General features: G+C 63.0%; 21 protein-coding genes, 1 other RNA gene and 1 pseudogene. 11 read left to right on the top strand and 12 right to left on the bottom strand.

Going from position 1 to position 21,155, the window contains the following annotated elements; translation table 11 throughout:
- Positions 1-5: 5 nt before the first annotated feature.
- Positions 6-764: a metalloprotease LoiP gene (loiP, locus tag BCA01S_RS22335; RefSeq protein ID WP_027778834.1), complete on the bottom strand. Its 759-nt coding sequence runs from the start codon at positions 762-764 to the stop codon at positions 6-8.
- A gap of 259 nt (positions 765-1,023) precedes the next feature.
- Positions 1,024-1,644, bottom strand: coding sequence for a glutathione S-transferase family protein (locus tag BCA01S_RS22330; protein ID WP_027778833.1), 621 nt, complete (start codon positions 1,642-1,644; stop codon positions 1,024-1,026).
- 219 nt (positions 1,645-1,863) lie between these two features.
- On the opposite strand from BCA01S_RS22330, the gene BCA01S_RS22325 reads away from it, so the two are divergent.
- From BCA01S_RS22325 to purH, 5 genes are all read left to right on the top strand, one after another.
- Positions 1,864-3,255 (top strand): aminopeptidase P N-terminal domain-containing protein, encoded by a 1,392-nt coding sequence (locus BCA01S_RS22325; protein WP_027778832.1) that lies wholly within the window; start codon positions 1,864-1,866, stop codon positions 3,253-3,255.
- A gap of 19 nt (positions 3,256-3,274) precedes the next feature.
- Positions 3,275-4,645, top strand: a complete 1,371-nt coding sequence (locus tag BCA01S_RS22320; protein WP_027778831.1) for a UbiH/UbiF/VisC/COQ6 family ubiquinone biosynthesis hydroxylase — start codon at positions 3,275-3,277, stop codon at positions 4,643-4,645.
- A gap of 260 nt (positions 4,646-4,905) precedes the next feature.
- Positions 4,906-5,982: a tRNA dihydrouridine synthase DusB gene (dusB, locus tag BCA01S_RS22315; protein ID WP_027778830.1), complete on the top strand. Its 1,077-nt coding sequence runs from the start codon at positions 4,906-4,908 to the stop codon at positions 5,980-5,982.
- Positions 5,979-6,212 carry a Fis family transcriptional regulator gene (locus tag BCA01S_RS22310; RefSeq protein ID WP_020069294.1) on the top strand — a complete coding sequence of 78 codons (234 nt, stop codon included), beginning with the start codon at positions 5,979-5,981 and terminating at the stop codon, positions 6,210-6,212. Before dusB ends, BCA01S_RS22310 begins: the two co-directional genes overlap by 4 nt.
- Positions 6,213-6,268: 56 nt before the next feature.
- Positions 6,269-7,834, top strand: a complete 1,566-nt coding sequence (gene purH, locus BCA01S_RS22305; protein ID WP_027778829.1) for a bifunctional phosphoribosylaminoimidazolecarboxamide formyltransferase/IMP cyclohydrolase — start codon at positions 6,269-6,271, stop codon at positions 7,832-7,834.
- Positions 7,835-7,954: 120 nt separating this feature from the next.
- On the opposite strand, the gene BCA01S_RS22300 is transcribed toward purH, so the two are convergent.
- The gene (locus BCA01S_RS22300) at positions 7,955-8,194 is read right to left on the bottom strand and encodes a hypothetical protein (protein WP_027778828.1); all 240 of its coding nucleotides are present in this window, start codon (positions 8,192-8,194) and stop codon (positions 7,955-7,957) included.
- Between the two features lie 128 nt (positions 8,195-8,322).
- On the opposite strand from BCA01S_RS22300, the gene ruvC reads away from it, so the two are divergent.
- The 3 genes from ruvC to ruvB all read left to right on the top strand — a co-directional run bounded on the left by ruvC (position 8,323) and on the right by ruvB (position 10,751).
- Positions 8,323-8,865: a crossover junction endodeoxyribonuclease RuvC gene (gene ruvC, locus BCA01S_RS22295; RefSeq protein ID WP_020069297.1), complete on the top strand. Its 543-nt coding sequence runs from the start codon at positions 8,323-8,325 to the stop codon at positions 8,863-8,865.
- 106 nt (positions 8,866-8,971) lie between these two features.
- Positions 8,972-9,553, top strand: coding sequence for a Holliday junction branch migration protein RuvA (gene ruvA, locus BCA01S_RS22290; RefSeq protein ID WP_020069298.1), 582 nt, complete (start codon positions 8,972-8,974; stop codon positions 9,551-9,553).
- Positions 9,554-9,686: 133 nt separating this feature from the next.
- Complete coding sequence (gene ruvB / locus BCA01S_RS22285; RefSeq protein ID WP_020069299.1) at positions 9,687-10,751, top strand: Holliday junction branch migration DNA helicase RuvB; 1,065 nt, start codon at positions 9,687-9,689, stop codon at positions 10,749-10,751.
- Positions 10,752-10,946: 195 nt separating this feature from the next.
- On the opposite strand, the gene BCA01S_RS22280 is transcribed toward ruvB, so the two are convergent.
- The 3 genes from BCA01S_RS22280 to tyrS all read right to left on the bottom strand — a co-directional run bounded on the left by BCA01S_RS22280 (position 10,947) and on the right by tyrS (position 13,437).
- On the bottom strand, positions 10,947-11,618 hold the full coding sequence (locus BCA01S_RS22280; RefSeq protein WP_027778827.1) for a histidine phosphatase family protein: 672 nt from the start codon (positions 11,616-11,618) through the stop codon (positions 10,947-10,949).
- A 66-nt stretch (positions 11,619-11,684) separates the two neighbouring features.
- Entirely contained in the window at positions 11,685-12,143 is a 459-nt protein-coding gene (dtd, locus tag BCA01S_RS22275) for a D-aminoacyl-tRNA deacylase (protein ID WP_027778826.1), read from the bottom strand.
- Between the two features lie 43 nt (positions 12,144-12,186).
- Entirely contained in the window at positions 12,187-13,437 is a 1,251-nt protein-coding gene (gene tyrS, locus BCA01S_RS22270; RefSeq protein ID WP_027778825.1) for a tyrosine--tRNA ligase, read from the bottom strand.
- Positions 13,438-13,685: 248 nt separating this feature from the next.
- Here tyrS and BCA01S_RS22265 point away from each other — a divergent pair, with 248 nt between their 5' ends.
- A complete protein-coding gene (locus BCA01S_RS22265) occupies positions 13,686-14,816 on the top strand; it encodes an anhydro-N-acetylmuramic acid kinase (RefSeq protein WP_027778824.1) in 1,131 nt (376 codons plus the stop codon).
- A gap of 126 nt (positions 14,817-14,942) precedes the next feature.
- Here the strand turns inward: BCA01S_RS22265 and erpA are convergent, their stop codons facing one another.
- The 3 genes from erpA to rplM form a co-directional block, all read right to left on the bottom strand.
- Positions 14,943-15,308, bottom strand: a complete 366-nt coding sequence (gene erpA / locus BCA01S_RS22260) for an iron-sulfur cluster insertion protein ErpA (RefSeq protein ID WP_007180424.1) — start codon at positions 15,306-15,308, stop codon at positions 14,943-14,945.
- Between the two features lie 267 nt (positions 15,309-15,575).
- Positions 15,576-15,968: a 30S ribosomal protein S9 gene (rpsI, locus tag BCA01S_RS22255; RefSeq protein WP_007180423.1), complete on the bottom strand. Its 393-nt coding sequence runs from the start codon at positions 15,966-15,968 to the stop codon at positions 15,576-15,578.
- Positions 15,969-15,979: 11 nt separating this feature from the next.
- The gene (gene rplM / locus BCA01S_RS22250; protein WP_020069304.1) at positions 15,980-16,408 is read right to left on the bottom strand and encodes a 50S ribosomal protein L13; all 429 of its coding nucleotides are present in this window, start codon (positions 16,406-16,408) and stop codon (positions 15,980-15,982) included.
- Positions 16,409-17,038: 630 nt separating this feature from the next.
- Between rplM and BCA01S_RS22245 the strand changes: the two genes are divergently transcribed.
- Positions 17,039-17,461, top strand: a complete 423-nt coding sequence (locus BCA01S_RS22245; protein WP_025602559.1) for an OsmC family protein — start codon at positions 17,039-17,041, stop codon at positions 17,459-17,461.
- A 111-nt stretch (positions 17,462-17,572) separates the two neighbouring features.
- Here the strand turns inward: BCA01S_RS22245 and rnpB are convergent.
- From rnpB to pyrC, 3 genes and pseudogenes are all read right to left on the bottom strand, one after another.
- Positions 17,573-17,986, bottom strand: an RNA gene (gene rnpB / locus BCA01S_RS36520) — RNase P RNA component class A.
- 21 nt (positions 17,987-18,007) lie between these two features.
- Positions 18,008-18,877 (bottom strand): annotated as a pseudogene (locus tag BCA01S_RS22240) (DUF3025 domain-containing protein); the annotation flags it as partial.
- A 41-nt stretch (positions 18,878-18,918) separates the two neighbouring features.
- Positions 18,919-19,989 carry a dihydroorotase gene (gene pyrC, locus BCA01S_RS22235; protein WP_027778822.1) on the bottom strand — a complete coding sequence of 357 codons (1,071 nt, stop codon included), beginning with the start codon at positions 19,987-19,989 and terminating at the stop codon, positions 18,919-18,921.
- Positions 19,990-20,177: 188 nt separating this feature from the next.
- Between pyrC and BCA01S_RS22230 the strand changes: the two genes are divergently transcribed.
- Positions 20,178-21,110 carry a class II glutamine amidotransferase gene (locus BCA01S_RS22230; RefSeq protein ID WP_084166907.1) on the top strand — a complete coding sequence of 311 codons (933 nt, stop codon included), beginning with the start codon at positions 20,178-20,180 and terminating at the stop codon, positions 21,108-21,110.
- Positions 21,111-21,155 lie beyond the last annotated feature (45 nt).

Raw genomic sequence — 21,155 nt, 5'->3', positions numbered from 1 at the left:
AAGCGTTATTGATTTGAAGCAATACGCTGCTGAATATGCTGCGCCCGTGCAGGCGACGCCGGGTGCGAACTCAACATACTCGATTTTCCGCCGTCTATTTGCGCGAGTTTGTTGAACGCCGTGACAAGACCCGACGGATCGAGATTTTTCTTTTTCTGCAACTCGAACGAATAGTCGTCGGCGGCACTTTCCTGAGTTTGCGAGAATTGCGCGTTAATCAGCTTTTCCGAGAAATCGCCCAATTGCGAACCGGACAGCGCGCCCGCAACGCCGCCCGCCGAAGAAGCAACCGAACGCGCCGCAGATGTCGCATACGCAACCTGCATTGCCTTCTTCGTATGGCCGAGCGCCACGTGACCCATCTCATGGCCGACCACGCCGCGCACCTCGTTGTCGTTCATCATGTCCATCAGACCGCTGTACACGCGCACGCAACCGTTAGCCATTGCCCACGCGTTGACGTCCTTCGTGATGTACACCTTGTAATTCACCGGCGTGCCGTTGATGTTGTCGCCCAATTGCGCGGCGATCTTGTTTAGACGCTTCTGGTATTTGCTATTAGCGGGCGCGATCGTGTTTTCGCTGTCGAGCTGCGCGCAGGATTTGTCGGTCAGCGTGCGCACGTCGGCGTCGGAAAGCGTAGCCGCTTGCGTGACCAGCTGGCCGGATTGAACCAGTGCCGACGGGTCGAGGCTGCTCACATTGGAGCACGCGGCAAACAGCGAGCAGGCGGAGGCGGCAATAACAAAGCGATACGGTTTCATCATGAAAGTCTCTTTGTGGTGTATTCGTTTTGACGACGCACATAACGCGTCGCCCATTTGCAATGGCCGCTTTCGACGCTGAAACATGCCGAATAAATAACCGCAGAACCATTGCCCCACGCGGCAGACGAAAAAAAGCGCCTGACGGGAGGCGCTTTTTTTACCACAAACGAAAGCATTAATTCATGACTTTGAAAGACTGATTAACGCAATTTTGCAAACTTGCATTAATCTCGGGCAACCAGCTTTATCGGCTCGGTCAGTTAACCGGCACGGTATCAATAAACGACGGGCGCAACGAAAGCTTCTGAAAATGCTTGTCGAGATTCGGGTGCGACTCGCGCCAGTTCAGATCCGGCATGCGGAAGTCGAGATAGCCCAACGCGCAACCCACGGCAATATCGGCGAGCGTGTAGTGATTGCCAGCGCACCACGGCTTGCTGCCCAGGCCCTGAGACATGGCGACGAGCGATTCGTCGATCTTGCGCTGCTGCCGCGCCACCCACGCGTCGACCCGCTGCTCCGGGGTGCGCTGCGTGCTTTCGAGGCGGATCAGCACGGCGGCGTCCAGCAAGCCGTCGGCGAGCGCTTCCCAGCAACGCACCTCGATGCGCTCGCGCCCCGCTTGTGGAATCAGCTTGCCGACCGGCGACAGCGTGTCCACGTACTCGCAGATCACTCGCGAGTCGAACACTGCTTCGCCATCTTCCATCACGAGGCACGGGACTTTGCCGAGAGGATTGAAGGTGTGGATGCGGGTATCCGGCGCCCAGACGTTCTCGGGCACCAGCTCGTAGTCGATCTTCTTGTCGGCCAGCACGATGCGCGCTTTGCGCACGAACGGGCTGGCGAGCGAACCGATGAGTTTCATCATTGCCATCTGCCTTTTTCTGAATCCGGCGAAAGTATAAGTGCTTGGCGCCATGCGCGAGCGGCCCGTGCGCTCTCTGCGAGCCGCATGCACGTTTGCTGTGGATGGATTGCAACATTGCCGCGCCGCCCGAGCGCCGTCTAGCCGGCCGAACGGCCAACGCACCGGTCGTTCGGCGTCGGCATCGGCACAAAAATGACTCTGTGCATTGGGCGCTACAATCGCACGATGAACCAGCCGACCGAACCCACCATTGCCATCGACGTCTACCGTACACGCCGCGAGCGCGTACTCGCCGCGCTGCGCGCGGCGGGCGGCGGCGTCGCCATCGTGCCGACCGCGCCCGAAGCGCTGCGCAACCGCGACGCGGATTATCCGTACCGGCACGACAGCTACTTCTACTATCTGACCGGCTTCACCGAGCCCGAAGCGCTGCTCGTGCTCGACGCAAGCGCCGCAACTGGCGAGCCCGCGTCCATCCTGTTCTGCCGCGAGAAAAATATCGAGCGCGAAACATGGGAAGGCTTCCGTTTCGGGCCAGACGGCGCGCGGGTAGCCTTCGGATTCGACGCCGCGTTTCCGTTCGGCGAAATCGATGCGCACATGCCGAGGCTGCTCGCGGACAAGCCGTCGCTGCACTACGCGCTGGGCGCGTCGGAGAAATTCGACGGCCAGGTGCGCGGCTGGCTCGAGGCCGTGCGCGCTCAAGGCCGCAGCGGCGTCGCGGCGCCCATGGCCGCGCGCGATCTCGTGCCGCTGCTCGACGACATGCGGCTCATCAAGGACGACCACGAACTGGCGATCATGCGCCGCGCCGGACAGATATCCGCGCAGGCGCACCGCCGGGCGATGGCGGCGTGCCGCCCCGGCGTGCGCGAGTACGAACTCGAAGCGGAGCTGCTCTACACGTTCCGCAAATTCGGTGCGCAGGCGCCCGCCTATACGTCGATCGTCGCGGCCGGCGCCAATGCTTGCGTGCTGCACTATCCGGCCGGCAACGCGATTGCGCAGGATGGCGACCTCATCCTGATCGACGCGGCCTGCGAACTGGACGGCTACGCATCCGACATCACGCGAACGTTCCCGGCAAGCGGCCGCTTCACGCCGGCGCAGCGCGAGCTTTACGACATCGTGCTCGCCGCGCAGCAGGCGGCCGTCGACGCGACGCGGATCGGCGCCACCTTCGACGATCCGCATCAGGCCGCCGTGCGCGTGCTGTCGCAAGGCTTGCTGGACACGGGCATTGTCGAGCGCAACAAGTTTGCTTCTGTCGACGACCTGATCGCCGAGCGCGCCTACGCGCCGTTCTATATGCACCGCACCGGCCACTGGCTCGGCATGGACGTGCACGATGTCGGCGACTACCGTGAGCGCGGCGCGCCGCGCGACGAAACCGGCGCGTTGCCCTGGCGCACGTTGCAGGCTTCGATGACGCTGACCATCGAGCCCGGCTTGTATATCCGCCCGGCCGAAGGCGTGCCCGAGCGCTACTGGAACATCGGCATTCGCATCGAAGACGACGCGATCGTCACGCCCGCAGGCTGTGAACTGATGACGCGCGACGTGCCGGTCGCCCCCGACGAAATCGAAGCGCTGATGCGCGACGCCCGCGGCTCATGAAACAAGGAAGTAACCCGCAATGAACGATGTCTCCCCGTCCACGGTGATCCTGAGGCCCGCCGCACTCGATCAGACATTCGATTTCGACGTGACGATCGTGGGCGCCGGGCCGGTGGGGCTCGCGCTTGCCGGTTGGCTGGCCCGCCGCAGTGCGACGCGCGCGCTCAAAGTCGGCCTCGTGGACGCCCGCGAGCCCGAGGATTCAATTGCCGATCCGCGCGCGATCGCCGTCTCGCACGGCAGCCGCATGATCCTGGAGCCGTTGCGCTGGCCCGCCGACGCCACCGCGATCCAACGCATCCACGTATCGCAGCGCGGTCGTTTCGGCCGCACGCTGATAGACCACGCTGAGCACGGCCTGCCGGCGCTCGGCTATGTGCTGCGCTATGGCTCGATCGTGCATGGCCTCGCCGAAGCCGTGCACGCGACGCCGGTGCACTGGTTCCGCTCGACCTCCGCCGCCGCGCCCGTTCAGGAAAACGACGGCGTCACGCTGCCGATCGAAACCGCCGGCGTCACGCGCCGCTTGCGCACCCGGATTCTTGTGAATGCGGAAGGTGGCCTGTTCGGCGACCAGAAAAGCGGACACGGCGGCGCAAAGAGGCGCGCAGCCGCGGCCGTCGGCGCAAGCGCTGACAACGACACCGAAGCAGACGACGGGCGCGACCCCGAAGCGCACACGCGCACATCGGCGCCCAACGACGCGGGCGAGCATGCCGGCAAACGCTCGGACAAACAGGGCACGCAGGGCACGCGCGACTACGGGCAAACAGCGCTGGTCGGCACGGTGACCGTGTCGGCGCCGCAGCCGCATGTCGCGTGGGAACGCTTCACGCCGGAAGGTCCGATCGCGTTGCTGCCGATGGGCGGCGTGCGTGGCGCGGACTACGCGCTCGTGTGGTGCTGCTCGCCGGACGAAGCCGCGCGTCGCGCGCAACTCTCCGACGACGATTTCCTGCACGAACTCGGCGGCGCGTTCGGCGGTCGCATGGGACGCTTCACGCACATCAAGGGGCGCGCGTCGTTCCCGCTCGGCCTGAACGCCGTCGATACGCTCGTCAAGGGTCGCGCTGTCGCAATCGGCAATGCGGCGCAAACGCTGCATCCGGTAGCGGGTCAAGGGCTCAATCTCGGCCTGCGCGACGCGCATGCGCTCGCCGACGCGTTGTCGGCGGAAGGTCCCACGCCGCTCGCGCTCGCGACGTTCGCGCAGCGCCGCGCGCTCGACCGCCGCATGACGATTGGTGCGACCGACACGCTCGCGCGTCTTTTCACCGTCGACTTCGCGCCGCTCGCGATCATGCGCGGCCTCGCACTGACCGCGCTCGAATTCGTGCCTCCTGTGAAAACCGCGCTCGCGCGTCAGATGATGTTCGGGCAGCGCCGCTGAGCAGAGACGCGCGGCTCGCATCCCGGTTTATGCGCGGCTCGCGCGGTTCCGCTTTCGTCGCGTCTTCGCCGCCCGAGCCAGGTTCGGCGAGCAGCCAGGACTCTATGACGCCGACCACTTTCATAGAAGATTTAATGGGTTACAGCACTCGCAGGTCCGGTGCGGGTTATCTGTTAACGCTAAAATAGCGGTTTTCCCTCGCATTTCGCGAACGCTCCGATTGACAACACTGTGCAATCGGTCGCTGGCGCGTCCATGTCATGCCCACTCTCGGCTCGCACAATCTACGTAATAACCTGTTCGTCGCGCCCATGGCCGGCGTGACCGACCGGCCGTTCCGCCAACTGTGCAAACGGCTCGGCGCGGGCTACGCCGTGTCGGAAATGGTCGCGTCGAACGCGCAGTTGTGGAAAAGCGAGAAGACCATGCGCCGCGCGAATCACGCGGGCGAGGTCGAGCCGATCGCCGTGCAGATCGCTGGCGCCGATCCCGCCATGATGGCCGAAGCGGCCCGCTACAACGTGGCGAACGGCGCGCAGATCATCGACATCAATATGGGCTGTCCGGCCAAAAAGGTCTGCAATGTGGCGGCCGGTTCCGCCCTGCTGCAGAACGAGCCGCTCGTGCAGCGCATTGTCGAGGCGGTGGTGAGCGCGGTGGGCGTCGGTCCCGACGCGGTGCCGGTCACATTGAAAATCCGCACCGGCTGGGATCGCGAGAACAGGAATGCGCTGAATGTCGCGCGCCTCGCGGAGAACGCCGGCATTTCGATGCTGACCGTGCACGGCCGCACCCGCGCCGACCTGTATCACGGCGACGCCGAATACGAGACCATCGCCGCAGTCAAGGCGGCGGTGCGCATTCCGGTGGTAGCCAACGGCGATATAACGTCGCCGGAAAAAGCGCGCCACGTGCTCGCCGTCACGGGCGCCGACGCCATCATGATCGGCCGCGCGGCGCAGGGGCGCCCGTGGTTGTTCCGCGAGATCGAACATTTCCTGCAGACGGGCGAGTTGTTGCCGCCGCCGCGCATCGACGAAATCCAGCAGGTCATGAACGAGCACCTGGAAGATCACTACGAGTTCTACGGGGAATTTACCGGCGTTCGCACTGCGCGCAAGCACATCGGCTGGTACACTCGCGGCCTTTCCGGCGCCAACGTGTTCCGGCATCGCATGAATACGCTGGACACCACGCGCGAACAACTCCTCGCCGTCAACGAGTTTTTCGACGCACAGAAGGCGATCTCCGACCGTCTCGTCTACGTCGACGAAACCGTCGGCAACCCCGGGCCCGACAACAAGGGCGAGGACCACACAGACCGACTAGCAGCATGAGCAAGAATAATATCGAACAATCTGTCCGCGACAGCCTGGGCGTGTACTTCCAGGATCTCGACGGCTCGAATCCGCACGATGTGTACGACATGGTGATTTCGTGCGTTGAAAAACCCCTGCTCGAAGTGGTGCTCGAGCAGGCCGGCGGCAATCAGTCGCTGGCCGCCGAGTATCTCGGCATCAACCGCAATACGCTGCGCAAGAAGCTGCAACAGCACGGTTTGTTGTAGCTCGAAGTAGTTTTCTCGCGCCCTGCCACGTTTCCCTTCGGCTTTTCGTCTTCATCATGATCAAGCAAGCGCTCATCTCCGTTTCCGACAAGTCCGGCATCGTCGACTTCGCCAAGTCGCTGTCGGACCTCGGTGTCAAGATCCTGTCGACCGGCGGCACCGCGAAACTGCTCGCGGACGCCGGCCTCTCCGTCACCGAAGTCGCCGACTACACGGGCTTCCCGGAAATGCTCGACGGGCGCGTGAAGACGCTGCATCCGAAGGTGCACGGCGGCATTCTCGCGCGCCGCGACCTGCCGGAACACATGGCAGCGCTCGAGAAGCACGACATCCCGACCATCGACCTGCTGGTCGTGAACCTGTACCCGTTCGTGCAGACGGTGTCGAAAGAAGAGTGCTCGCTGGAAGACGCGATCGAGAACATCGACATCGGCGGCCCGACCATGCTGCGCTCCGCTGCGAAGAATCATCGCGACGTGACCGTGGTGGTCGATCCCGCCGATTACGCGGTCGTGCTCGAGGAAATGCGCGCGAAGAGCAACGCGGTGTCGTACAAGACGAACTTCCGTCTCGCGACCAAGGTGTTCGCACACACCGCGCAGTACGACGGCGCGATCACGAACTATCTGACGAGTCTCACCGACGAACTGCAGCACGCGTCGCGCAACGCCTATCCGGCGACCTTGAACCTCGCCTTCAACAAGGTGCAGGATCTGCGCTACGGCGAAAACCCGCATCAGAGCGCCGCGTTCTATCGCGACCTGTCGGTGCCGGCCGGCGCGCTCGCGAACTACAACCAGTTGCAAGGCAAGGAACTCTCGTACAACAACATCGCCGACTCCGACGCGGCGTGGGAATGCGTGAAGACCTTCGACGTGCCGGCCTGCGTGATCGTCAAGCACGCGAATCCGTGCGGCGTGGCGGTCGGCGCCAACGCGAACGAAGCCTATTCGAAGGCGTTCCAGACCGATCCGACGTCGGCGTTCGGCGGCATCATCGCGTTCAATCGCGAAGTTGATGAAGCGGCGGCGCAAGCGGTGGCCAAGCAGTTCGTCGAAGTGCTCATCGCGCCGTCGTTCACTGCCGAAGCGCGCCAGGTTTTCGCGGCGAAGCAGAATGTGCGCTTGCTTGAAATCGCATTGGGCGAAGGCCATAACGCTTTCGATCTTAAGCGCGTGGGCGGCGGCCTGCTGGTCCAATCACTCGATTCGAAGAACGTGCAGCCGCGCGAGTTGCGCGTGGTCACGAAGCGTCATCCGACGCCGAAGGAGATGGACGACCTGCTGTTCGCATGGCGCGTGGCGAAGTACGTGAAGTCGAACGCAATCGTGTTCTGCGGCAACGGCATGACGCTCGGCGTCGGTGCTGGCCAGATGAGCCGTGTGGACTCGGCGCGCATCGCGAGCATCAAGGCGCAGAACGCCGGTTTGAAGCTGAGTGGCTCGGCGGTCGCGTCGGACGCGTTCTTTCCGTTCCGCGACGGCCTCGACGTGGTCGTGGCAGCCGGAGCGACCTGCGTGATCCAGCCGGGCGGCTCGATGCGCGACGACGAAGTGGTGAGCGCCGCTGACGAACACAACATCGCGATGGTGTTGACCGGCGTGCGTCATTTCCGGCATTGATTCGGGTTTGACGAGCGGCGTGTCATTGCAACATCCGCAATCAGAGACGATCGAACGGCCCGGTGGAATTTTCCGCCGGGCCGTTTTGTTTCGGATGCCCGGCCAACGCCGACTGCGTCGTCAGTCCGGGGGATCCTTGCGCTCGTAGCCGTCCCTCACGTCCGGGTGCTGGCTGATGTAGGTGCCAAGGCCCTCGCCTTGCTTCGCGAGGCGCTTGAGCGCAGCGACATGTTTCGCGCCGACGCTCTCTTTCGAATACCAGTAGGTCGTGCCCGAGTTGAAGCGAGCGGCGACGAAGTTATCGCCGATTTCGTAGGCCACGACGCCCGATTTTCCGCTTCTGTTCCCATAGCGCTGCATATGCGATCGCCTCCCTGCGCCCACGGCAGCAGTTTTTATTCCGCCTGCCCCGCCACATGCGGACCGCCGCGCGGCGTGTGTGTTGTAGTATCGCAGGCACCTGGTTTTAACCGCATCTGCGGCACTTCATGAGAATTCTCGGCATCGACCCCGGCCTGCGCGTGACCGGCTTCGGCGTGATCGATCAAAGCGGTCACACACTGAGCTATGTCGCGAGCGGCATCATCAAGACCGCGGACGCCGATTTACCGTCGCGGCTCGGCACTATCTTCGAGGGTATCTCGACGCTGATTCGCCAGCACTCGCCGGATCAATCGGCGATCGAAAAGGTGTTCGTCAACGTCAATCCGCAATCCACGTTGCTGCTCGGCCAGGCGCGCGGCGCGGCCATCTGCGGACTCGTGGCGGGCGGCGTGCCGGTCGCCGAATACACTGCCCTGCAGTTGAAGCAGGCGGTAGTCGGTTACGGCCGCGCGACCAAGGAGCAGATGCAGCAGATGGTCGTGCGCCTGCTCAATCTTTCGGGCGTGCCGAGCACCGACGCCGCCGACGCACTCGGCATGGCCATTTGTCATGCGCACGGCGGCACGACATTGAGCACGCTCGGTGGCATCGCGCCATCGCTTGCAAAGAAAGGACTGCGCGTGCGGCGCGGGCGTCTGGTTGGCTAATGTTTCCGTGCCGGCTTCCGCTTTTTTCGCTTGATGCAATGACTGGCCTTAAGCGGCGCACACGCCCTGCGCTACACTCGCCCTTTCTCTCGAATCTGAATTCGCCATGATCGGTCGCATTGCCGGCGTTCTGCTGGAAAAAAACCCGCCGCATCTGCTCGTCGACTGTAACGGTGTCGGCTACGAAGTCGATGTGCCCATGAGCACGTTCTACAACTTGCCGTCCACCGGCGAACGCGTGGTGCTGCTCACGCAAATGATCGTGCGAGAAGACGCGCATCTGCTCTACGGCTTCGGCACGACGGAGGAACGCTCCACTTTCCGCGAGTTGTTGAAAATCTCGGGCATCGGCGCGCGCATGGCGCTGGCCGTGCTGTCCGGCATGAGCGTGCACGAGCTTTCGCAGACCGTCACGCTGCAGGACGCCGCGCGCCTCACGCGCGTACCGGGCATCGGCAAGAAGACGGCGGAGCGACTGCTGCTCGAACTGAAGGGCAAGCTTGGCGCGGACCTCGGCGCGATGGCCGGCGCGGCGTCGGCATCGGATCACGCGTCCGACATTCTCAACGCGCTGCTCGCATTGGGCTACTCGGAGAAAGAAGCGTTGGCCGCGATCAAGAACGTGCCGGCCGGCACCGGCGTTTCGGAAGGGATCAAACTCGCGCTCAAGGCGTTGTCCAAGGCCTGAAGCCGAGGTCTCGGCGGCGGCCTCGCCGTGCTCGGGCAATGACGCCCGCGTGATGTGAGGTCGTCTGTCAGGTCGACGCGCATCGGCCATTCGGCCGGGTTTCCCGACCGTCCTCGCGCGGTACAATGACCACATGATCGAAACCGACAAACTCGCCGCCGAGCGCATCATCGCGGCCACGCCCGTCTCGCCGAACGAAGAAGCGTTCGAACGAGCGTTGCGACCGCGCCAGCTCGAAGAATATGTCGGGCAGGAAAAAGTGCGCGGTCAACTGGAAATCTTCATTGAGGCAGCCAAGCGCCGCTCCGAATCGCTCGACCACGTGTTGCTGTTTGGGCCGCCGGGCTTGGGCAAAACCACGCTCGCGCACATCATCGCGCGGGAAATGGGCGTGAATCTACGGCAAACCTCCGGGCCGGTGCTGGAGCGCGCCGGCGACCTGGCCGCGCTGCTGACCAACCTCGAAGCCAACGACGTATTGTTCATCGACGAAATTCACCGGCTTTCACCGGTCGTCGAAGAAATTCTGTACCCCGCGTTGGAGGATTACCAGATCGACATCATGATCGGCGAAGGGCCGGCCGCGCGCAGCGTCAAGCTGGACTTGCAGCCGTTCACGCTGGTCGGCGCGACCACCCGCGCGGGCATGTTGACCAATCCGCTGCGCGATCGCTTCGGCATCGTTGCACGGCTGGAGTTTTATAACGCCGAGGAACTCGCGCGCATCGTCACGCGTTCGGCTTCGCTGCTGAATGCACAGATTCATCCTGACGGCGCGTTCGAAATCGCCAAGCGTGCGCGCGGCACGCCGCGTATCGCCAACCGGCTGCTGCGCCGCGTGCGCGATTTCGCCGAAGTCAAAGCCGACGGCAACATCACCGCCCAAGTCGCCGACGCGGCGCTCAGAATGCTCGACGTCGACGCGGTTGGCTTCGACCTGATGGACCGCAAGCTGCTGGAAGCGATTTTGCACAAGTTCGACGGCGGACCGGTCGGCGTCGACAACCTTGCGGCGGCCATTGGCGAAGAACGCGACACTATCGAAGACGTGCTCGAGCCGTATCTGATCCAGCAAGGATTTCTGCAACGCACGCCGCGCGGCCGCGTGGCCACGCTGCTGACTTACCGGCACTTCGGACTCGCGGCGCCAGACGCGTCCAGCACCTTGCCTGGGCTGTGGGACTCGGCTGCGACCTGAAGCCGGATCTCAGCGCGAGCGGCTATTCCTGGGCCCGTTGAGCAGATTGGCCTGCGTGCGGGTCGTCGCGGCCAGTAATCAGATTAACGGAATGAAAGGCTTGTTCGAACGCGCGCGTCGTCGGCTACTGCGGCGCGCGGCCTCGGATCTTCGCTCAACGGCGTGACACGAGTTCACGTGACGCGGCGCAAGTGATTAACGTCCCGGTTCCGGAGCCCTCTTGAAGCTATCGTCGGCGCCAGGCGCGTCGAGATGCGAGATGTCGCCCCACGACACCACCGTAGCGCGGCCGTTGTCGAAGTCCACCACATTCACGCTGGTGTTCAGCAGCGCGTAGTCGCGTGGCGCATCGAGCGGTAAACCGCATGCAAAGCGGCGCACACAATCGAGCACGCCACCGTGCGCGACGCAGGCAATTCGCCCGCCCGGATGCGCGGCGACGAGCGGTTCGATCGCGTGCAACACGCGGTGGTAGAACGCGCGCTGCGACTCACCTCCGGGCGGCGTAAAGCCGGGGTCGCGGGTTTGCCAGTGTGCGTATTCGTCAGGGAAACGCGCGGCGATTTCGTCGCTGTCGTGACCCTGGAACGCGCCGTATGAGCGCTCCCGCAACCCTTCGCGCAAATGCACCGGCAAACCGAGCGCGTCCGCGACGGGTTGCGCGGTTTGCCGCGCGCGCTGCAGGTCGCTCGAATAGATCGCGTCGAGCCGCGCGCCGTGCTTCACTTCATCGGCGATGCGGCGTGCAAGGCTGTGCGCCTGCGCAAGTCCGACCGCCGCGAGCGGAATGTCGATGTGCCCCTGAATGCGTTTGATGCGATTCCAGTCGGTCTCGCCGTGCCGGATAAACAGAATCTGCGTGGTCATGGGATCCAGTTGAGCACTGTTGGCCGGTTGTGCCAAACCGCTATGGTTGCAAGAACTGCTCGAAACTCAGGCGTTGGTCTGCAGCCAGAACGTGACCGGCCCGTCGTTGACGAGCGACACCTGCATGTCGGCGCCAAATTCGCCGGTCTCGACGATAGGATGCCTGGCGCGCGCCGCCGAAACAAAGTAGTCGAACAGGCGTTTGCCCTCGTCTGGCGGCGCGGCCGGCGTGAAGCTCGGACGCAAGCCGCTGTTGGTGTCCGCGGCCAAGGTGAACTGCGAAACCAGCAGCAGACCTCCAGCGCGCCCGGCGCCGTCCAGGTTCTGCACAGAGAGGTTCATCTTGCCTGCGGCGTCGCTAAACACGCGGTAGCCGAGCACTTTGGCGAGCAGCCGGTCGGCCGCCGCTTCGGTGTCGCCGCGCTCCGCGCACACGAGCGCGAGCAGGCCGGCGTCGATCTCGCCCGTCACGCGGTCGGCCACGCGCACTTCGGCGCGCCGCACGCGTTGGATCAACGCGATCATCGGGCCGGCTCCGGCCGCGAAGTTCGGTTCATTGCGCGCACGCTCATGGAGTCAGCGTGACGCGCGCAAAGCGGCGCTTGCCGACCTGCACGACGTACTCGCCCGACTCGACCTTCAGGCCCTTGTCCGACACAGTCGCGCCGTCGATCTTCACACCGCCCTGCTCGATGTTGCGCAACGCTTCGCTCGTCGACGGCACGAGGTTGGCCTGCTTCAGCAATTGGCCGATGGCTAGCGGTGCGCCCGCCAGCGTCACCGCCGGGATATCGTCCGGCACGCCGCCCTTCGCGCGGTGGTTGAAGTCTTCCAGCGCACGCTCGGCATCGGCCTGCGAGTGAAAGCGCGCGACGATTTCCTGGCCCAGCATGACCTTGAAATCGCGCGGATTGCGGCCGGCTTCGATTTCTTTCTTGAAGCCTGCGATTTCGTCCATTGGACGGAACGACAGCAGTTCGAAGTAACGCCACATCAACACGTCGGAAATGCTCATCAGCTTGCCGAACATCTCTGTCGGCTTTTCGCTGATGCCAATGTAGTTGTTCTTCGACTTCGACATCTTCTCGACACCGTCGAGGCCTTCGAGCAGCGGCATCGTCAGGATGCACTGCTGCTCCTGGCCGTACTGCTTCTGCAGTTCGCGACCGACCAGCAGGTTGAACTTCTGATCGGTGCCGCCGAGTTCCAGATCGGCATTCAGCGCGACCGAGTCATAACCCTGCATCAGCGGATACAGGAATTCGTGGATAGAAATCGGCACGCCGCTCTGGAAACGCTTGGTGAAATCTTCGCGCTCGAGAATTCGCGCGACCGTGTAGCGCGACGCGAGCTTGATCATGCCGTCGGCGCCAAGCGGCATCGACCACTCGCTGTTGTAGCGGATCTCGGTCTTCTCGCGGTCGAGCACCAGCGCGGCCTGCTCGAAATAAGTCTTCGCGTTCGATTCGATCTGCTCGCGCGTGAGCGGCGGGCGCGTGGCATTGCGGCCCGACGGGTCGCCGATGAGCGACGTGAAGTCGCCGATCAGGAAAATGACCGTGTGACCGAGATCCTGCAACTGCCGCATCTTGTTCAGTACGACCGTATGGCCGATATGGATGTCCGGCGCTGTCGGATCGAGCCCGAGCTTGATACGCAGCGGCGTGCCGGTCGCCGCGCTCTTCGCGAGTTTTTGCGCGAATTCTTCTTCGATCAGCAATTCGTCGACGCCTCGCTTGGTGACGGCGAGCGCGTGACGGACTTCGTCGGTGATCGGGAAGGCGGGGGCGGCGTTAGGCTTGGTGGACTCGGTGCTCATGCTGGAAACGGGAAGTCGCGGAAAAGGTAGATTGTCCCATAGATGCGCGCCGCCGCGCCCACCGGCAGGGGTGAGAGCGCGTCCTGCCGGTACGAGTTGTACTTCGCGGCACGCCGCGTCCTGGCCGCAGCACGTCGCTTCGGCCGGGACACGCTTTATATTCGAGCGCGCTTGCATCGATAATCTGCTAAAACCTTCGCAAAGAAGCGGCAATGAAAGAGCAACGAACCATTACCAGGAGCAGCAACGTGGCGCAAGACCCCGCAGACGGCGTCTACTTTGGATTGATGTCCGGCACCAGCATGGACGGCGTGGACGGCGTCGCTGTCCGGTTCGCCCAGGGGAAGCCGCCCGTGGTGCTGGCCGAGGCGTTCGTCGGCTTTGCAGCTGGCTTGCGCGACGCGTTGTTCGCGCTGCAGCAGCCGGGCGAAAACGAGATCGAACGGGAAGCGCTGGCCGCCAACGCGCTCGCCACGCGCTATACGGTGTGTTGTCACGAGCTCCTGCGCGGCTGCCACGTTTCCGCCGCGGAAGTGCGCGCGATCGGCGTGCATGGGCAGACGGTGCGGCACAGGCCAGAGAAAGGCTACACGCGGCAGATCAACAACCCGGCGCTGCTCGCCGAGATGATGCATATCGACGTGGTCGCCGACTTCCGCAGTAGGGACGTCGCCGCTGGCGGCCAGGGCGCGCCGCTCGTGCCGGCGTTTCATGCGACCATCTTCGGCGCGAAAGACGAGACGCGCGTGGTGTGCAATCTTGGCGGCATCAGCAACATCACTATTCTGAACGCGACTGGCAGCGTACGCGGCTTCGATTGCGGGCCGGCGAACGCACTTCTCGACGAGTGGGCGCAGCGCCATCTCGGCAAGCCATTCGACGAAAACGGTCAGTTGGCGGCAAGCGGCCAGGTCGACCGGTCACTGCTGAACGCGCTGCTCGACGAACCGTTTTTCGCACAGCAACCGCCCAAGAGTACCGGACGTGATCTCTTCAATGCGGAGTGGCTCGACGCCAAACTGCGTCCGTTTAGCGAACTCGCGCCGGCCGATGTACAAGCGACGCTGGTCGCGCTGACCGCTGTGACGGTCGCGCGGGAGGTCGAGCGGCACGCGCCGGACGCGCGAGCGGTTTACGTGTGCGGCGGCGGTGCGCGCAATCCGGAGATTCTGAAGGCGCTGCAGCAGGCACTGGAAGACAGCGGCGTAAGCGGCGTTCCCGTAATGACGACCGACGCCCTCGGGGTGCCGCCGAGCCAGGTCGAGCCGCTGGCCTTTGCGTGGCTCGCAATGCGCTGCGTCGCGCGCCTGCCGGGAAATTTGCCGGCCGTCACCGGCGCGAGCGCGGAACGTGTGCTGGGAGCAATTTACCCGCGTTGACGCAGTCGTCGTCGAACGAGCGCCATTGCACATGTCGTGCGGGCGCGCGGTTCGTCGGCGTGCACAGGCAATAAAAAACGGGGCGCGAAGCCCCGTTGCTTTCCAACGCTTTGTCTGTCCGTTGTGTCAGACCGAAAACGACGAACCGCAACCGCACGTGGTGGTCGCATTCGGGTTCTTGATCACGAACTGCGCGCCGTTGATATCGTCCTTGTAGTCGATCTCAGCGCCGACCAGATACTGGTAGCTCATCGAGTCGATCAGCAATTGCACGCCGCTCTTGTTCATGACGGTGTCGTCTTCGTTGACGGCTTCGTCGAACGTAAAGCCGTACTGGAAGCCGGAACAGCCGCCGCCCTGCACGAAAACGCGCAGTTTCAGGTCCGCATTGCCTTCTTCTTCGATCAGTTGCTTGACCTTGTCAGCCGCTGCGTCGGTAAAGACGAAGGGGGCGGGCATCTCGGTCACGGGTGTGTCGGTGACTGCGTTCATTCGAACTCTCCAAAAAGCTTCTAACCGCTATTGTAGGGCTGATCTCAATATCGTGCCGAAGCCCACAAAATCAATGGGTTCTTACAGTCGCTTCGATCGACGCTGCCGTTGCGCGCGCAGTCTGCCTGCATTGGCGCCGAAGCGGTCGGAGCGGCGACCGCGCGATTGCCCAATTGGCGCCACTGATCATAAAAAAAGCCGCCTTCGCGACAGCGTTGGCGGCTTTTGCTGCGTTCCGACCTTGGAGCCGGTGCGCACCCGAAGCGATTAACGCTTCGAGAATTGCTTCCTGCGACGTGCCTTGTGGAAGCCGACCTTCTTACGTTCGACTTCACGAGCGTCACGCGTAACGAAGCCAGCCTTCGACAGTTCCGGCTTCAGCGTTGCGTCGTAGTCCATCAGCGCGCGGGTGATGCCGTGGCGAACTGCACCGGCTTGACCCGTTTCACCGCCACCGTTCACGTTGACCTTGATGTCGAACGTGACGCCGTGGTTCGTGAGTTCCAGCGGTTGACGAACGATCATCAGCGACGTTTCGCGCGAGAAGTAATCGGCGATAGGCTTGCCGTTCACAATGATCTCGCCCTTGCCTGCCTTGATGAACACGCGTGCGACGGCGCTCTTGCGGCGGCCCGTGCCGTAATTCCAGTTACCGATCATGTGGGCTCCCCTTAGATCTCGAGCGCTTTCGGCTGTTGCGCCGAATGCGGATGCGTTGCTTCAGCGTAGACCTTCAGCTTCTTGATCATCGCGTAGCCGAGCGGGCCCTTCGGCAGCATGCCTTTGACCGCTTTTTCGAGCGCACGGCCCGGGAAGCGTTCCTGCATCTTGCCGAACGTCGTTTCATAGATACCGCCCGGGTAGCCCGAGTGGCGATAGTACTTCTTGTCAGTAGCCTTGTTGCCCGTGACCTTCAGCTTGCCGGCGTTGATAACGATGATGAAATCACCGGTGTCGACGTGCGGAGTGAATTCAGGCTTGTGCTTGCCGCGAAGACGGTGTGCCACTTCGCTGGCGACACGCCCGAGAACCTTATCCGTCGCGTCAATCACGTACCATTCGCGCGTCACCTCATGGGCTTTTGCGGAAAACGTCTTCATGATCGATCCAAAAAAATTGCTGCGCCCAATGTGTTTTTTCCTGCTTGTAGTGTGCGCATCGAGGCGCGTGCAGGCTCTCCCTGTTCTTCCTCCGCGGGCGCGAATGCGGAAAAGCCCTGAATTATAAAGGAATTTGCGACGTCAAGTCAAAACGTGCGGGACTTGGTTCCAAATGTGCCCTCGTGGGGCCTTTGGAGCGCGTAAGAACGCAGGCGAAAAAAAAACCCGAACAAGCGATTCGGGTTTAATCCACCAAAGGAGGAGGTGGAGGAGACAGCGGAGGTTGCGAACTGCCGCAACCGATGACGCAATTATATGAAGCAAGCTTGTGCAACGCAAGAACATTTGCAATGTGAAATCTGATTTCATAATGCGGATCACGGATGGCGAAAGGGGCGTTCGCCCAAGTGGATACAGCGACGAGGCATACGGGATCGTGCGGCCCCAATCTAGCGCTACTAGAGTAAAACCCCTAAACGCCGGGCAATCTTTCTAACCTGGCCCAAACATGCCGCGCTGCAGCACGTGAGACGTCAATTCGCATACTTGACTCGCGGGTCGCCTCGGGCGGACGCTGCATCGCCGGGCTACAATGCCGTCTCGATATAGCGATGCGCGGTGGAGTACAGCATGGAATGCAAAGTGAGCTGGATGGGGCAAGACGGGATGGCGTTTGCTGCTGAGACGGGCAGCGGCCACCTGGTTGCGATGGACGGCGCGCCCGAGGGCGGCGGCCGCAATCTCGCACCGCGTCCGATGGAAATGGTTCTGCTCGGCACGGGCGGTTGCACCGCCTACGACGTCGTGATGATCCTGAAGAAAAGCCGCCAGGAAATCGCCGGCTGCTCGGTGACGCTGAAGGCCGAGCGCGCCAGCGAAGATCCGAAAGTGTTCACGAAGATCCATTTCCACTTCACTGTGACCGGAAAGAATCTGAATCCGGCCACCGTGGAACGCGCAATCAACCTGTCGCACGACAAATACTGCTCGGCGTCGATCATGATCGCGAAAACGGCCGAACTCACGCACTCGTTCGATATTGTGGCGAACTGAGCGCGGTGTCACGGCGAAGGCACGAGCCGCGCGGGCGGTCCTGACTGAAGCCCCGCACGTAGAAACAAAAAATGCCGGCGTTCTGAAAAGACGCCGGCATTTTTTATGAGGTGGCAAAGCAGGCCGATAAGCCGGATTCTGTGCACGCGCAACGTCCGAAGACGCGACGCGCGTGGCAGCCATTCCTCTAGGCGAGTCATTACTGACACGCTCAAGCTTCCTACCCGCAGACGAGACGGGGGCCCCGTCCTGCATCTCGAAGATGCGCGCCTGCCTACTTGGAATTGCTCCGGGTGGAGGTTACCGTGCCGGTCTGCCTTGCAGCAGCCGCGGTGCGCTCTTACCGCACCGTTTCACCCTTACCTGATCCCGACTTGCGCCGGGCCATCGGCGGTTTGCTTTCTGTTGCCCTGTTCCGCGTGTCGCCACGGATGGCCGTTAGCCATCACCCTGCCCTGTGGAGTCCGGACTTTCCTCGCCCTCTTTGGCCGAAGCCGCTGAGGCCGCGACTGCCTGGCCTGCTTTGCTGTCGCCGATTTTAACATCTGCGCGCCGGCCGGAGCGGAACACAGACTTATCGTCGTAAAAGCCCGGTGTCTCGTTGTCGGCCCACCAGCCCGGAATTCCGAGCACCGGAAGCGGCGCGAACAGCCGGCTCGTCAGCGCGTCGGTGGTCAGCAACGCGGCGCTGACGGCCTCGTCAAGCCACGCGTCGCGGGCGGCGGCGTTCCATTCGAAGTACGCCGACGGTACGTCGACGATCCATGCATGCCCCGTGCAGCCCTTGAACGGCGCGATGAGTTTTTCCAGCAGCGCATGGCCGAAGCAGCGCACCTCGCAGCTCGAACCCCATGCGTCGCGCCGCTGGAGCAGCAACGTCTGCCAGTCGAAGCCACGCAGCGCGGCGCTCAACGCTGGATCACTGCACGCAAACAGCAGTGCGTTTTCGTCGAAGAGAGTGAGCGCATCGCGCACGCTGCCGCGCGTCGAGCCGACGCCGAGCAGGTCGATCGCCGCCGACTGCCGTGTATTGAGCGCGGCCTTGATGCGCGGGAAGGCGAACCACATCGACGCGTTGAAGAAGTCGTGCAAATTGTGGCGTGTCGGCACTCGACCGGTCGACGCGATGTGCGCCTCGTACGCGGCGCCGGGCGGGAGTTCGTCCTGCGCGATGAACGCGAGGCGTTGGCCGCGCCCTGTGGTCTGACACGTGTTAGCGGCGTCGGCATTCATTTCAGCGAGCAACGCGGCGTAACTCGTAAGTGCGGCCCGCTGCCAGCGCTGGCCGCGTCGGGCGAACTGCGCGAACCACGGCTTTGACCAGTCGATAGCGGCGAAGCGCGCCCCGGCGCCCGCGCCCGGCACCGCTTCCACACCGACACGTGCCCCCGCGCCTTCGCCGTCGCCCACGTCCACACCCACACACGCGCCCGCGTCACTCTGCATCTAGCAAAGCCTCAAATCAGCCGCCAACCGATCGCCTCACCGCCGCGCAGCGGCACAACAGGCGTGTCGCCGACTGGCAGTTCAGCAGGCAACGTCCACTCTTCCCGACGCAGCGTGACCTTCTCCTGGTTGCGCGGCAGACCATAAAAGTCCGCGCCGAAGAAGCTCGCGAAGCCTTCGAGCCTGTCGAGCGCGCCCGCCTGGTCGAAGGCTTCGGTGTACAGCTCCAGCGCGTGCAGCGCCGTGTAGCAGCCGGCACAGCCGCAAGCGTGCTCCTTCAAACCCTTCGGATGCGGCGCGCTGTCGGTACCCAGGAAAAAACGTGGATTGCCCGAGATTGCCGCTTCGACCAGCGCGACGCGATGCGTCTCGCGCTTGAGCACCGGCAGGCAGTAATAATGCGGGCGAATGCCGCCCTGGAAAATCGCGTTGCGGTTGTACAGCAAGTGGTGTGCGGTGATCGTCGCGCCGAGCAGGTTCGGCGCAACGCCGGCTTCGCGGATGTAGTCGACCGCGTCTTTGGTGGTGATGTGCTCGAACACTACTTTCAGCGCGGGGAAGTCGCGGCGCAACGGCGTCATTACCCGGTCGATGAACACCTTTTCGCGGTCGAACAGATCGATCGACGAGTCCGTCACTTCGCCGTGCACCAGGAGCGGCATGCCCGTCTCCTGCATCGCTTCGAGGGTTTTCGCGCACTTCATGATGTCGGTCACGCCGGCATCCGAGTTGGTCGTAGCGCCCGCCGGGTAGAGCTTCACGCCGTGCACGAAACCACTGTCGCGCGCGCGGCGGATTTCGTCCGGCGGCGTGTTGTCCGTCAGATACAGCGTCATCAGCGGCTCGAACTTTGCGCCCGCCGGGATGGCGGCCACGATGCGTTCGCGGTACGCCTGCGCCATCGCCGTGGTCGTAACCGGCGGCTTCAGATTCGGCATGATGATCGCGCGAGCAAACTGGCGGGCTGTGTCCGGCAACACGGCTGCAAGCATCGCGCCGTCGCGCACGTGCAAGTGCCAATCGTCAGGGCGTGCGAGCGTGATCGAGTCGCGGGAATCAGGAGAAGCGTTGGAATCGGTCATGGCGAGAGGAGAGCGAGAGCGGAACAGGAGGCAGCTGAAAATGCGAGCAATGCGCCAGCAATGAGGTCAAACCGCCGTGTTGCGGCCTGAACACACGTCAATTTTGCTATTTGGCGTTTCTGGCTCGGTGATATGCTTGAACAATCGTCATTGTAACGGCTCGCCCCGTTCACAGGCTTACCCGCAACATGTGCCAACTTCTCGGAATGAACTGCGCCGCGCCGACGGACGTCACGTTCTCGTTCACCGGCTTTGCGGCGCGCGGCGGCGTCACCGATCATCATGCCGACGGCTGGGGCATCGCCTTCTTCGAAGACAAAGCATGTCGCCTGTTCATCGACCATCAATCGTCGGCCACCTCGCCGATCGCCGAAATGGTCAAGCGCTATCCGATCAAGTCGAAGAACACCATTGCGCATATTCGCAAGGCGACGCAAGGGCACATCCTGCTCGAAAACTGCCACCCGTTCATGCGCGAACTGTGGGGACGCCACTGGATCTTTGCGCACAACGGCGATCTGAAAGACTTTTCGCCGGTACTCTCGGGCGTCTATCAGCCAGTCGGCACGACGGACAGCGAGCTTGCTTTTTGCGCATTGCTCGAAGGTTTGCGCAAGGCGTTTCCTGGCGCGCAGCAACCGCCGCTCAATGAACTCTTCGCCGCGCTCGAAACCCTCACGCGCGAGATTACGCAGTTCGGCGTGTTCAATTTTCTGATGTCGAATGGCCAGGCGCTGTTCGCGCATTGCTCCACGCATCTGCACTACATCGTGCGGCGCTGGCCTTTTTCTACCGCGCATCTGGTCGACGCCGACGTCTCGATAGACTTCGCCAAATACACCACACCCGAAGACCGCGTTGCGGTGATCGCGACGCAGCCGCTGACCGACAACGAAGTATGGAGCGCGTTCGAACCCGGCGATCTGTTGATGTTCCAGCACGGCGACGTAATCGGCCGCGTCAATGTGCCCGTGCCGGCTTCGGTGCTGGAAAAGCTGCGCAATCCGGCGCTGGATGCGTCCGCTTCGGCGAGCACGATCGCGGCGTCGGCACCGGCCACCGCTATGGAAGTCGAAGTCGATCTCGAAGCGGCGGACGACGCCGCGGCGTTCGAGTCCTGATCACACGCGAATCAGCAGCGTTTCAGCAATAAAAAAGCCGCTCTT

It is taken from the genome of Paraburkholderia caledonica NBRC 102488 (assembly GCF_000685095.1).
In the GTDB taxonomy this organism is placed as follows: domain Bacteria; phylum Pseudomonadota; class Gammaproteobacteria; order Burkholderiales; family Burkholderiaceae; genus Paraburkholderia; species Paraburkholderia caledonica.
The sequence above is the reverse complement of the archived record's forward strand: the minus strand, read 5'-3'. Positions and strand labels throughout refer to the sequence as shown.